The sequence below is a fragment of the Legionella steigerwaltii genome (genome assembly GCF_001468065.1).
GTDB lineage: Bacteria > Pseudomonadota > Gammaproteobacteria > Legionellales > Legionellaceae > Legionella > Legionella steigerwaltii.
Window position 1 is genome coordinate 18,936 of sequence record NZ_LNYZ01000013.1, and the last position, 12,026, is coordinate 30,961.

Consider the following 12,026-nt stretch of genomic DNA (forward strand, 5'->3'; position numbering starts at 1 on the left):
AATAGATATTTTTAAGAAGCGAGTTGTGAGACTTATTTCCTGTACATTCTTATAAGGGGGTAAAATGAGTTTAAAGGCTAAAAGTGTTACCTTTACTGTAGTTGTTTTGCTGGCTCTTGCAGGATTATTCTCAGGGGTTTTTGTAGGCCAACATTTTCATTTTAAGAAAAGAATTGATGTAACTAAGTTTCATGGTACATACCTTGAAAATCCAAGGACTGTGAACCGGTTCAGTTTAACAGGAATTGATGATAAGTCATTCGATAATAAAAGCTTAAAAGGAAAATGGACTTTAATGTTTTTTGGTTTTACAAACTGCGGTTATGTTTGTCCAACGACAATGGCTGAATTAACAAAAATGTATCATATCCTTGAAGACAAGGGTGTGAAGAACTTACCTCGCATCGTTATGATCTCCATCGATCCAGAGCGTGATAACCAAGAGAAATTACGTGGTTACGTGACTTCTTTCCATCCTAATTTTTATGGGGCTCGGGGAGATGAGGAATCCATTAAGGCTATGACTCGCGAAATGGGTATTGCTTATGCGAAGGTAATTGAAAAAGGAATTAATGACGCTACAAACTATGATATTCAGCACAGTGGTGCTTTGATGCTATTTAATCCTCACGGAGAATTGAATGCATTTTTTACCACACCGCATCATGCCGATTTATTAGCAAAAGATTATCTGGTACTGGTCTCCTAATCGAGGATTTTTTTATAAATATATTTTTTTAACACCAATGTGATTTTTACATTTTTTAGACTAGGCTTTATTTATATGAGTCAGTTATAAGTAAATTTTAGCATGGATTTCTAGAGTCTATTTACAATTCAACTATCATGGCCAAAATGCTGTGATTTTATGTGCTCTGATATGCACTTGCTTCGTATATGCTGGTTCCGGTGCTCTAAAATCGCAGCATTTTGGCTCAAGATAGCAAATTGTAAACAGACCCTAATAATAAAAATAAAAAGTTGAGGAAAGCGTTTTCATGAAAATTGCAATATTGGCCACTAATCCACATTTGTACTCGCATAAGCGTTTGAAAGCCGAGGGTGAAGCTGCTGGTCATGAAATTAGAATTATCAATCCATTATATTGTTACATGAATGTCGCTGCTTCTTGTCCCAAAGTGCATTATCGAGGTGGCTCACCTTTGCCTCATTTTGATGCGGTAATTCCTAGAATTGGCGCATCGAATACTTATTATGGAACCGCAGTTTTGCGTCATATGGAAACGATGGGTATGTATGCTTTAAATGAATCTTTAGCTATAGCGCGCTCTCGAGATAAATTTCGTTCACTACAGTTATTAGCGCGTAAAGGTATCCCTATGCCATTAACTAGTTTTGCTCAATCACCTGATGATACTGAAGATTTAGTGCGCATGGTTGGCGGCGCGCCCTTAGTTATTAAGTTATTGGAGGGAACACAGGGAAAAGGAGTAATCCTAGCCGATAGTCATCAATCTGCCATCAGCATCATTAATGCTTTTAAAGAAATGCATGCCAATATTTTGGTGCAAGAATTTATTGAGGAATCACGCGGAGTTGATATTCGCTGCTTTGTCGTAGGGGATAAGGTGATTGCTGCTGTGAAACGGCAGGCAAAAGATGGAGAGTTTCGTGCGAACGTCCATCAAGGTGGAAAAGCAGTTAAGGTAAAGTTATCACCACAAGAACGTGCAATTGCAGTCAGTGCTGCTAAAACCATGGGTTTAAAAGTTGCTGGTGTTGACTTAATACGCTCGAATCATGGACCTTTAGTTTTGGAAATTAATTCTTCACCTGGCCTAGAAGGTGTAGAAAAAGCGACTGGCATCAATATTGCTGGAAAAGTTATTGAATACATTGAGAAACATGCAAAACCGATCAGTGCTAATGATCGATTTCACGGATAGTTGCAGATCTTATAAACATCCCACTGAAAAGCCATATTTGGCGTATCTTGAGTGAAAATCGAGACTCTTTACTTTTTGACGAAGAAACAGTAAGTGCCCGGTTGTTTACAGCTGACTCTTAGTCACAAGTCTGTATAAGTTTTTACACTTACCCCATATCCTCGACCTACCGCGCTTGTCCGCAGTACGTCGAAGATAGGTCGAAAAAATCGATACAAACTTGTGTTGAAGAGGCAGTTGCAAGCAACCCGGCCACCGATTAGGCTATGGAACCATTGCCTTTAACATTGGCAACTTTATTTAAGTTCGCTTTCCTTTCAGCTTTTTTACCCCGCCAAACAACCGAGAATGCAATAAGAGAAGCGATAAATAGCAACGCCATCACGCCAGTAAAACCATTCATGAATATTTTATTAAACAATTGATGGGTTAAATCATTTTCTGAAAGTTGTAATGAATGAGTAGGATTTGCAATAAAATCTTTCAAACTGGAAATTTGTGTTTCACTTAGTCCATTCGGATTGGACGTTGATAATGAAGATAGAGAATGATTTGTTACAAAATTATAAACAACAATAGCAAGAGATAAGCCTATAGAGCCACCAATATTAAATAAGGTAACCATAGATCCTGTCGCAACACTTGCACGTTCAGGGCCTACTGCGGTTTGAGCCGCAATGATTGAAACGGTGTTCCCCATTGCCCACATGCTTCCAAGACAAATAAATGCAAAAATAATGTAGAATATTGAGGCATTACTCGTAAAAAACACTTGTAAGAGGGTAGAGAAACATGCCAAGAATAATCCTAATAAAATAGTATGCACTAGGCCTAGGCTGCTGATTAGTCTTCCTACAAAAAAAGCAATTAAGAATACTGAGACAGGAATGGCAAATAAAACAAAGCCAGATAATTCCGCTGATTGCTCTTTTATGATTTGTAAATATAGAGGATCAAAAAATAAAGTAACGGCGCTTAATATCCCCGCTAAAAAGACAAGAATAGCCCCAGATGAGAAGAGTAGATTGGAATAATCTTTAAAATCAATGAGGGGATTAGGGTGATTATTTTCAGCTTTGACTAATAAAGTGCCTGTAACTAGAGTCACTGCAAAGCAGGTTAAAGTGATTGGTGCGGTCCAGCCATAACTTTGGCTGTAAATTAAGCCCAGTACGATGCTACCCATAGTGAATGCAAGTAAGAGCATCCCTTTTATATCTAAAGAGACCTGTTGGGAATTTGTCTGCGATTCCGTAACCGATTTGAAGCAAAAAACATACCCTAACAAGCAGATAGGAATATTGATGAAGAAAATCCATCTCCACCCCAAATAAGTAACAATAAGACCACCTAAAAGAGGGCCTAAGGCCAAAGCAATGCCTCCTATACTGCCAAACCAAGCGACCGCTTTACCTCGTTCTTGCTCAGGAAAAAATTGTGGTAGTAATGAAAGACCCAAGGGAAATATAATTGCAGCACCGACTCCTTGCAATAATCGACCTAAAATTAACCAATGAATATGAGACGAAACACCGGCAATAATCGAGGCAATGACAAAAATCCCTCCACCCAGATACAGACAACGTCGACGGCCATATAAATCACCAAAACCGCCCATTACAGTAGCTAAAACGCATAATGCTAAGAAGTAAATATTCATTATCCATTGCATTGAGACTAGGTTTGCTTGCAATTCGTGTTGTATGGTGGGTAATGCAACATTTACTACGGTATAATCGAGATAACACCCAAAAGAAAGCAGGGCGATTCCAATAAATGCATACCATTTATACTGATAGTTATCGACTTTACTGATTGTAGACACGTTCCATCCTAATGATTATGTTTAAAAAAAAGCTATAAATGATAATTTTTAGCCAAATATGCGGGGAAATTGTAAAGTAATATCTATTTTAAAACAAATGAAATTTTTAATAGATGAATGTGAACAACATCCTTGTTGTATCTATTTTATCCTGGATATCCTAAAAAACTAGGAAAGGTATGTTTAATTTTAGGGGTATTTAACCAAATCCTTAATAAATGACGAACAGTTTGATTTTCAGGATGGTCAAAGGACGTTCTGCCGTGGAGGATTTCTTCATTGTTTATAAAAATTATGCTACCTGGTTTTACTTTTGTTTCAAATGCAATGTCTTTACGCAGGGAAACCTGATCGAATAGTTCCATGGCTTCAATTTGTTGAGGAGTATAACGGGGTAGCTCAGGGAATTTTTTTTGCGCATCGTTATAAAAAGGTTGATGATATTGACAACGTAATTCATCCCCATGCATAGCAAAGACAGGACTTAAATCATAAGGTGATGCGCCTGCAGGTTCATTTCCACGTCGATCTGCATAAACAGGTTGATATAACACATCAAGAAGATCAGGTCTTATTTTCTGTATTTCATCATGAACAGTTCGAGAACTGGCAAGTATCGTATGGCCACCAACATCAGCTGATGCAAGACAATACATCCCAAGAATAGCTCCTGCATCGGTATGCATTGGCAAAGCTTCTTTCACGTAGGGACCACGCGAATCTCTAGTATCTAGAGTCATTCCTTCGATGCTTTTAACATCAAATATAAGGTCATTATTTTTATTTTGGATTAAGGGGGAACCTAGATGTGAACAGAACGCTAAAAGGAATTTTTTAATTACATCGGCACTGTATTTATCATTGGCAGAGGGAAATCCAGTTAATGTTATAAATCCTCGAACATGAATTAGGGAGTGCATGATTTCGTCAAATAATGGTAGAAGTTCATGGTGCAATGTATTTTTGACAGTACTGTTATCCCATGAGAAATCACTGTGTTCCAAAAGATCCAGAACTTGTATGACTATCTTTTTTTCATGTATAGAAAGTTCTCGAGAATTAGCAGGGCCTTCCTTAACCTCATTGCTATACCATTTTAACGGATTCATCTGCTTCATCTTTAATCCTATATGTTTAGTACTTAAATTAATCGTTTATTTCGAGCTCATTAAAAACAAATTTATTGAATTAGTAAATAGCAAAATGAATATTTTTAATGTTTTGTGAAAAAAAAATAGTGAAACAGTACTGATAATTGATATATAATCACCCACACTCTCAAATTGTAAGTTTTTTTAGTTATTAAAATTAAAGAGTTAGCAAATTTGAGTGTGCATAAAAACAACCATTTTCAAGAGGAAGCTATAGATGTTTTCTGTCGAGCACAAAAGTGAGGAACAATGGATCCCATTAAACACGGAGGAGTTAAATACACATAAGGCGTCATTCAGATATTCCGATTTGGATATCGAGAGTGAAAATAAAAAAATGAATTTTGAAGGAAAGAAAGCGCTGTTATTTATTAGTGTCGGACAGGCTTATCATGAAAAAGGGAAGTTTTTAGCAACAATTGAATTAGTTAATAAACATCCATTTGCACGCTGTGATATTGTATTAGCTGATACCCTACAAAAGCATAATCACTACGGCAGATTGGGCGAAGAAAAGGCATATATCTTTGCTAAAGAGGCAGGAGATTTGTGGCTCGAAAGAAGTGCTCTTGCGCTGAGTAAATTGAACGTTCCACACAGCATTATTCGTTGGGATGATTTTCTATTTCATGAAGAATATGCAGGGCTGAAAGAGCGTATCGATGCTGCCTATAATGAAAATGAAGAATATAGGGCAGCTCTTCACACTAATGTTTTGACGTATATTGATCGTTTAACATTGATTAATCCTTCTACAGATACTAGTACGCTATTTAAGCATGGATTGAATTATCTCATTGAGGAATGTCCTATTGTAATGCCACTTTGGGCAAAAATGGGCTATGACTACATTATTTATCCTAAACCCTTAACACCTGGTATGGCTAAAACTCGGGAATTATTTGTTGCAGATGAATATGGTGATAAATGCCAGTGGATTTATCTACGCTTTAAAAAGAAATAATAAAACATCAGGAGGCATCCTTTTTTAGGATGCCAAAATGCTAGGGATGCTGCATTTTTACCAAAAATTGTTTTGTTATAGGCCGTTTATTAAGGAATTTTTATGATAAAAGTTAGCCAAGTCCCAGTAATTGATGTTTCAGCCTTATACACTGCGCGCTCAGTGCACGATTTGTACGCTTTAGCTCAAAAGTTTAAAGAAGTTTATACCAATATTGGCTTCGCATATGTTGTTAATCATGGTATTTCCCCACACATGTTTGATACGATTTTTGAACAATCAAGATTGTTTCACCATTTACCTGAAGAAGAAAAATTAAAAATAAAGCAAAATCAATTTTTTCGCGGATATATGGCGATTCAGGGATCTCGGTTTAAGTTATCGACTTTAGGTGAAACGATTATACCAAATCAAAGCGCAGCATTCATATTGGGTCATGAAGTACCAGATACAGATCCTGATTATAAATTAGGAGTTAATCTTGCAGGACCTAATCAGTGGCCTTCAGAACATTTATTACCGGATTTTAAGAATGTATTACTCCATTATCGTGAAAATGTTTTACTTCTTTTACGTAATTTAGTTCGCGTTTTTTCTCTATCATTGAATCAAGATTATTACGCTTTAGATAAATTCTTTATCAAGCCAACTACTTTTTTACGTTTGCAATATTATCCAGCTCAGCCTGAAGTGATCCCTGAGCATCAATATGGAATTGCACCACATACTGATTGGGGCGCGTTGACTTTGTTAGCTCAAGATTCTGTTGGTGGTTTGCAAGTGAAGCAATGTGATGATACATGGTTGGATGTACCCCCTTTAGAAGGTGCTTTTATTTTAAATACAGGGGATATGATGCATCGCCTAAGTAATGGCAAATATATTTCAACGCCACATCGTGTAATTAATGTTTCAGGAAAAGAAAGATATTCTATTCCGCTTTTCTTTGAACCGGATCCTCACGCATTGATAGCACCAGTTAATACTGAGGAAGAGCCAATATTTGAACCTATGGAATACGCTGACTTTTTAATGAAGCAGATCACCAATAATTACAACATAGGTGCCAAGGATAAAGAAGCATTAGCGGATGCATAGCATCAAAATATTGAAAACGCTTCAATGAAACACGGAAGTTATTTATTCAATTTTTTGGGGTTAATATGTCAAGTATATTTTTAGGTCAAAATGATCAAAAAGAGTTGTGCGATCGTTTTAACGATTTGATTCAATATGTAAAAGAGAATTTTGCATTTTATAAAAACACCTACAAGAATGTTCCAGCTTCAATTAATGACTTAAGTGATTTGCGCCATTTTCCTGCTCTTGATAAAAAATATCCAGGAATTTCTGTCCTTGTTGACGAAGCACTCGCCAAAAGACCCCCCGCTTATTTTGAAACAAGCGGTACTTCAGGTAATCCATTTCCTGTTATTCCCGATTTAGGACCAGAACGCAGTCGTGAGTTCGCGAATTTTATTTATGAATGGCTTGGCTTGGATAAAACTGAAGTTAAAAGTGCAGTGATTGCATTACCCTTTGAGATGAATCCTATTGGCTTAAAATATTTTGCTGCGTTAAACCAATTAGGGATTATGGCTATTCCAACGGGTGTAAAAACTCATCTTTGCTCACCCAGAAAGATGTTGGAAATTTTTGCCCGTATGAAGCCTGAGTTACTGATTGCTCGTCCATTGGAAACGCTACGTTATGCAGAGGCAATGCGTGCTCAAGGCATTGATCCTGCAAAATCTTCAATTAAAAAAATTATTTTAACTGGGGAAATTATCTCCAAAGCTAAATTTGCTCGTATCAGTAAGATGTACGGGGGAGCAACGGTTCATGGAGTTTATGGTTTAACCGAACTCGATAGTGGTGGTTTAGTATCATGTAGTAATCATCAGTATCATTTACCTTCAAAACCTTACTTGATTATTGAATTATTAGAAGATGATTTTAATACACCAATAAAAAATGAGGGGGAATTAGGTAATATTGTTTTAACCAACACTCACAAAAATCATATGCCACTGTTACGTTATAAAACTGGTGATTTTGGTAAATTACAACATGGCTGTGGCTGTGAATACTCAACCCCAGTGATCAATGCGATGGGACGAGCTGCGGATTTAATTCAGTGCAAAACCACAGGAAACTCGGCGTTTCCAATCGAAATTGAAAATATTTTATTTCAAAATGATGAAATTGCTTGTGATTACCAAATTATCACAAGAAATGGTGCCATTGAGTTAAGAATTGAATTATTAAACAATTTAGATTCAGCACAAATTTCAGCGTTAATTCAACAACTAAAAACAGATATTATGCATCAATTGTCTGTTGCTGTTGAACAGATCCACGTTTTTATGCCAGGTCAATTAGCTAATAAACTAGGGATTGCAAAAACTAAGGCAGGCACTCTTTATGTGTTAGATGGTATGAGTGATGAAGAAGCTAAAGAACGGCTGGAGTTAAATTATTGTTGTGAAGAAGGATTATAAGATAATGATAAATTGGGAAAAATACAGAGAATTGTTTCCTGTTGTAAATCAGCAAACCTATTTTATGACAGCTGGGGGAGGGGCTTTATCAAAAAAAGCACTCCAAGCGGTCACCGATAGATACCAATCATTAGCATTGAATGGAGGGAGAATTTTTGGTGACAACATTCAGTTGATGGAAACATGTCGAGAAAAAATTGCTCGGTTAATTAATGCAGAAAAAGAGCATATTGCCTTTATTCCCAGTGTTTCATTCGGTATGAATGCATTAGCTCATTCTCTTCCTCGCAAAAATTCTGTTTTGCTTGTAAAAAATGATTTTTCCTCATCCATTTTACCCTGGGAAAATGCTGGACATTCAGTAAAATGGGTTGACTCAGCTGCAGATCTTGCTGCACGAGTAGTTTCTGCGCAACAAGAAGATGAAAAAATTTCTTCGATTGTCGCCAGCTCTGTTCATTATGCCAATGGGTACAAGCTTAATTTAGAAGAAATTAAGGAATTAAAAAAAGAGGCTCATTTTATTGTGAATGGAACTCAAGGAATTGGTGCATTCCCTATCGATGTTAAAAAGCAAGGAATTGATGCATTAGTTTGCTCTTGCTATAAATGGATGTGTTGTGGTGAAGGAATAGCATTTATCTATATTCATCCAGACTTATTCAAACAATTGACTCCTGCTTTAATCGGATGGAGGAGTGTGCAGTCTGCGATGAACTTTGATGGAAGTTGCCAATTTTATCAATCTGCTCGTGTTTTTGAATTAGGCTGGGATAATATGACTATTTTTTCCGGTTTCAATGCGGCACTTGATTTGATTGAAGAAATTGGCATTTCAAACATTGAAGAGCGAATTATGTCTCTTACTGATTATTTAGTAGAACGATTGCACCAATTAAATGTTCCCGTACTTTCAAATACTGAAAAGCAACATCGATCGGGTATTGTACAATTAGGGCCTTTCAACGAATTAGATAAGATCATGAAACACCTGGAAAGCCATAATGTCTGGGTAACTCAGCGTGACGGCGGTATTAGAATTTCCTTGCATTACTACAACAATGAAACGGATATTGATAATTTATTAAATGCACTTCAGGAGTTATAGGTAACCGTAGAAATGGCCTCACGCTCGCTGATACAGGGGAGGCCATCACGATTTGTCATGAAATTTTAAACTGATTAAGCAGGAGAATTCGGGTTAGCTTGCGCTTCTGGATCATCCACATTTTCAAATTGTTTTTTATCTTCGTTATATTTCGTCTTAAAGAATACGGTATGATTGCGCTCTTCATAGAAAGTTGGATTATTTTGGAATTCATTACTTGCTTTCTCAAGCGTTTGTAAGAACTCATTGACTGTCTTCATCGTTCTTTTGCTCAGGATCTTTTTCGCATTAGAGTCTAGCTGTAAAGAGACAAGTTGATCTTCAACCTGAGATTTCATTTGTCCAATATCATGCCAACTATCCAAATTCTTTAGAGAAAAGCTCATAATGCCATCTAGGAAAGCCTCTCTTGTCTTTAGGCACCTAATTCTTTCTTCATTTTTGGACTTTTTCTTAGGATTTGTTTCATGAACATTTCGTTCCTCAGCTTGCTTAATTTTTTCCTGGCCTAAAGCAATTTTTTCTTCCACTTTCTTTTGGGCTATGAGAAAGTCAATTTGCGGAGATGTTGTAATTTGAGATTTAGAATTTTTAGTGTGATACTCGATAAAGTCAGGTTTAGGAGTATCAGGTGTAGAAGCTAAGCTTTTCCATTGCTTATAGACCTTCTCAGAGAATAGCTTCGCCCCTTCATCGTTTTGTTTTGCGCCAATCCAATTTCCTTGGTGATTGGGATCAGGTTTTAAAAGAATGAGATCATTAGTGATGCGCATATATAATTTATCTTTACTATGTCTTCTAAACCAATCTTCCGCTTCTTTTGAGAAAAGTTTACCCCAAGTAAACCCGCTTTTGCCGTATGCTTTTGATTCTGCTAAACCGGATTTATTCAAATCTAATTCTTCTTCAATAAAGTTTTTCGTTTTCCAGGCCCTTCTTGAGCCCATAAACCCAACAACTTTTCGAAAATTATCGTCATCGTGACCTTGCACACGTGTAAAAATATGTTTTGTATCAGGTAACTTTTCAATTTGTTTCAGCAGTTTTCTTCCTTTTAATGGGTCTGTAAAAGTTTCTGGGATCACCACACCTAATCCAGAGGTTCGAAAAGCTGCTTCACGTACACAGTCTTTTATGCCATCCATAGATTTTTTAGATTTGCTGTATAAATCTTCAATACCAGGATATCCTTGATTGTTGGCTAATTGGATGACTAGTTTACGCATTTGTGATACTTCACGAACAATTCCTCCATCCGCCGCGATAACATGATTTCCACTCATATCACTATAATCAGATGCTAAAAATTCTTTGGCTTTTTCCACTGCCGCTTGAGCAGCAAAGGATTTTCCAGAGGCTGATGGGCCACCAACGATTACCACGGGACGTTCTGACCACTTTGGTCCTGCAAAATGTGTGGTTGATTTGATGACGACCGCATTCCTAAAGTCTTTGCTATTCATTTCTTCGTCTAATGCGAGTTTGTATAATTCAACGCCTTGTTTACCAAGAAATGTTTCCATATCTGTGGTGGCTTCTTCAGGGTTGGTTTCACGTTTTTTGGGGTCACCGCTATATCGGGGGAATGGATGTTTCTGAATGTATTCTATCAATTTCTTTCTAAAAAACTGAGGGTCAGAAGAAGCGACACTAGGATCTATATTTTGATCATATTTTCCTGCATAAGATTTTGCTAGGGCAGCGCGCGTTCTTTCATAGTCCTCTATACCTTTATATAACTGTTCTTCACCTTCCTGACTGATACAAAATGGACCATGATTCTCATAGTTATCGATTTGTTGCTTTAAAGAAACTACAATTGATGCATCGATTGGTGTGTGCATAATACATATATCCCACAGTTATAACTGTTTTGATTTAATTATAGCCAATATATGTATTATACGTGTTCAAGCTGAACAAAATATTAATGAGATGAATCGCTTTTACCAACTAACCAATCCGCACTCACTTCAAATTCTTGTGCTAATGCGTTGAGTAATTTTTCATCTGGATTTGTAGCACCATTAAGTAACGCTTCTGCTTTAAATTTTGGAATCTTAACGAGCTTTGATAATACTTCAATACGTTCCACACTTGATTCGGGAGCACCAATATTATCCAGTTCTTTATTTAGTCTTTCTGAAAATCTCTTATTAAGCATCTGCTTCTCCTAATAATGATTTAGGTTAAAGTAAATACGGCAACTACTCATCTAAGTCATCGCTCCAAAGCTAAGCCATAGGATGTCCGGCAGAAGCGAACAGCTACCTTATTTATTTCATATAGCATAAAAATGAGGTTTTGCAATAATATACCTAAAAAACTTGGGTATTATCCTGAAAATTCAATACAGTAAACAGTTTTATTCAAATTGCACCTGCTTTTGTAGGATAATATCAGGGGCTACGTATTTTACGTCGTGCACTTGTTGGCAAGATAACTGGATTCCGCAGATAAACCACAGAACGTCGGATTGCAAGAGTTTCCCTCGTGCGTAGGCCTTGAAGATAATCTGGATTTCGGTTGATCTGGACTATCTTTCAATTTAGTATTGAACCTCTAAAAGA

10 protein-coding genes are annotated in these 12,026 nt (G+C 36.8%); 6 read left to right on the plus strand and 4 right to left on the minus strand.

Going from position 1 to position 12,026, the window contains the following annotated elements; all coding sequences use genetic code 11:
- Nucleotides 1–64: 64 nt before the first annotated feature.
- Nucleotides 65–709 (plus strand): SCO family protein, encoded by a 645-nt coding sequence (locus tag Lstg_RS07935; RefSeq protein ID WP_058477133.1) that lies wholly within the window; start codon nucleotides 65–67, stop codon nucleotides 707–709.
- 289 nt (nucleotides 710–998) lie between these two features.
- Nucleotides 999–1,907 (plus strand): 30S ribosomal protein S6--L-glutamate ligase, encoded by a 909-nt coding sequence (gene rimK, locus Lstg_RS07940; protein WP_058477134.1) that lies wholly within the window; start codon nucleotides 999–1,001, stop codon nucleotides 1,905–1,907.
- Nucleotides 1,908–2,166: 259 nt separating this feature from the next.
- On the opposite strand, the gene Lstg_RS07945 is transcribed toward rimK, so the two are convergent.
- Together Lstg_RS07945 and Lstg_RS07950 are read right to left on the minus strand one after the other, a co-directional pair.
- The gene (locus tag Lstg_RS07945) at nucleotides 2,167–3,732 is read right to left on the minus strand and encodes an MFS transporter (protein WP_058477135.1); all 1,566 of its coding nucleotides are present in this window, start codon (nucleotides 3,730–3,732) and stop codon (nucleotides 2,167–2,169) included.
- 146 nt (nucleotides 3,733–3,878) lie between these two features.
- On the minus strand, nucleotides 3,879–4,850 hold the full coding sequence (locus Lstg_RS07950; protein WP_058477136.1) for a TauD/TfdA family dioxygenase: 972 nt from the start codon (nucleotides 4,848–4,850) through the stop codon (nucleotides 3,879–3,881).
- Between the two features lie 370 nt (nucleotides 4,851–5,220).
- On the opposite strand from Lstg_RS07950, the gene Lstg_RS07955 reads away from it, so the two are divergent.
- The 4 genes from Lstg_RS07955 to Lstg_RS07970 all read left to right on the plus strand — a co-directional run bounded on the left by Lstg_RS07955 (nucleotide 5,221) and on the right by Lstg_RS07970 (nucleotide 9,456).
- A complete protein-coding gene (locus tag Lstg_RS07955) occupies nucleotides 5,221–5,847 on the plus strand; it encodes a tRNA-dependent cyclodipeptide synthase (RefSeq protein WP_065235611.1) in 627 nt (208 codons plus the stop codon).
- A 102-nt stretch (nucleotides 5,848–5,949) separates the two neighbouring features.
- Complete coding sequence (locus tag Lstg_RS07960) at nucleotides 5,950–6,945, plus strand: isopenicillin N synthase family dioxygenase (protein WP_058477137.1); 996 nt, start codon at nucleotides 5,950–5,952, stop codon at nucleotides 6,943–6,945.
- 65 nt (nucleotides 6,946–7,010) lie between these two features.
- Entirely contained in the window at nucleotides 7,011–8,348 is a 1,338-nt protein-coding gene (locus tag Lstg_RS07965; RefSeq protein ID WP_058477138.1) for a phenylacetate--CoA ligase family protein, read from the plus strand.
- 4 nt (nucleotides 8,349–8,352) lie between these two features.
- A complete protein-coding gene (locus Lstg_RS07970; protein WP_058477139.1) occupies nucleotides 8,353–9,456 on the plus strand; it encodes an aminotransferase class V-fold PLP-dependent enzyme in 1,104 nt (367 codons plus the stop codon).
- A gap of 74 nt (nucleotides 9,457–9,530) precedes the next feature.
- Here the strand turns inward: Lstg_RS07970 and Lstg_RS07975 are convergent, their stop codons facing one another.
- A complete protein-coding gene (locus Lstg_RS07975; protein ID WP_058477140.1) occupies nucleotides 9,531–11,300 on the minus strand; it encodes a hypothetical protein in 1,770 nt (589 codons plus the stop codon).
- Between the two features lie 83 nt (nucleotides 11,301–11,383).
- Entirely contained in the window at nucleotides 11,384–11,620 is a 237-nt protein-coding gene (locus Lstg_RS07980; protein ID WP_058477141.1) for a hypothetical protein, read from the minus strand.
- Nucleotides 11,621–12,026: the final 406 nt, after the last annotated feature.

What these genes read in the sequence shown, in the direction of transcription:
- Lstg_RS07980 (WP_058477141.1), bottom strand. Translation starts at nt 11,620, where the DNA reads ATGCTTAATAAGAGATTTTCAGAAAGACTAAATAAAGAACTGGATAAT.
- Lstg_RS07955 (WP_065235611.1), top strand. Translation starts at nt 5,221, where the DNA reads ATGAATTTTGAAGGAAAGAAAGCGCTGTTATTTATTAGTGTCGGACAG.
- Lstg_RS07965 (WP_058477138.1), top strand. Translation starts at nt 7,011, where the DNA reads ATGTCAAGTATATTTTTAGGTCAAAATGATCAAAAAGAGTTGTGCGAT.
- Lstg_RS07935 (WP_058477133.1), top strand. Translation starts at nt 65, where the DNA reads ATGAGTTTAAAGGCTAAAAGTGTTACCTTTACTGTAGTTGTTTTGCTG.
- Lstg_RS07950 (WP_058477136.1), bottom strand. Translation starts at nt 4,850, where the DNA reads ATGAAGCAGATGAATCCGTTAAAATGGTATAGCAATGAGGTTAAGGAA.
- rimK (WP_058477134.1), top strand. Translation starts at nt 999, where the DNA reads ATGAAAATTGCAATATTGGCCACTAATCCACATTTGTACTCGCATAAG.
- Lstg_RS07970 (WP_058477139.1), top strand. Translation starts at nt 8,353, where the DNA reads ATGATAAATTGGGAAAAATACAGAGAATTGTTTCCTGTTGTAAATCAG.
- Lstg_RS07960 (WP_058477137.1), top strand. Translation starts at nt 5,950, where the DNA reads ATGATAAAAGTTAGCCAAGTCCCAGTAATTGATGTTTCAGCCTTATAC.
- Lstg_RS07975 (WP_058477140.1), bottom strand. Translation starts at nt 11,300, where the DNA reads ATGCACACACCAATCGATGCATCAATTGTAGTTTCTTTAAAGCAACAA.